Origin of the sequence: Mycobacterium colombiense, assembly GCF_001665835.1 — a bacterium.
Taxonomy (GTDB): domain Bacteria; phylum Actinomycetota; class Actinomycetes; order Mycobacteriales; family Mycobacteriaceae; genus Mycobacterium; species Mycobacterium colombiense_A.
This window is the reverse complement of record NZ_LZSX01000087.1, coordinates 1-646: the sequence shown is the minus strand read 5'-3', so window position 1 is coordinate 646 and position 646 is coordinate 1. Positions and strand designations below refer to the sequence as shown.

Below are 646 nucleotides of genomic sequence, written 5' to 3'. Positions count from 1 at the left end.
ACCGAGGTGGCTGGAGGCGAAGGCGACGCCCTTGTCGATCATGGCGCCGTCGTCGGCGTAGGTGTCGTGTGCGGCGAAGTTCATGCCGTCGGAGCAGACCGGGTCCTCGGTGGCGCATACCTTGACGGTCTTGTCTTGGTAGAGCGGGCCGATGACCACGGGCGGTTCGTTGAGGAAGTTCATCGCCCGCACGTTGGGCATGCCGAACAGCACGACCGAGGACACGTGGCTGGCCACATCGGGGGACAGCGGCTTGGGCACGGTGTTGGGGTCGATGCCGTCGGGCACCGCGGCCGAGGTGACAAATCCCATCACGGCCGCGCCCTGGGAGTAGCCGCCGAGCACCATCTTGGTGTTGGGGCACTCGTGGGCCATCGAATTGATGTGGGCGCCGGCGTCTCTGATGCCGTCGATGCCGGTAGCCCATTGGTCGCTGGCGGGGTAGTTGACCGGGTACACATCGAACGACCGCCCGCCGACGCGCTGGTGCAGCGCATCGACGAAGGCCTGACCGGTGGGGCCGACGCCCGGCGCTTCACCGGTGCCGCGGGCGAACACCACTTGCACGTCCGGGCACTGGGCCGAGGCGGAGGGGATAACGGAAGTGGACAAGGCCGACACGGCCACGCCCGACGCTGCGAGAACT

The 646-nt window shown here is 67.8% G+C and carries 1 protein-coding gene; it reads right to left on the bottom strand.

What is annotated here, in order from left to right:
* Positions 1-646, bottom strand: a 646-nt coding sequence (locus tag A5760_RS20890) for a cutinase family protein (RefSeq protein WP_231122690.1), incomplete at both ends; no start/stop codon positions are given.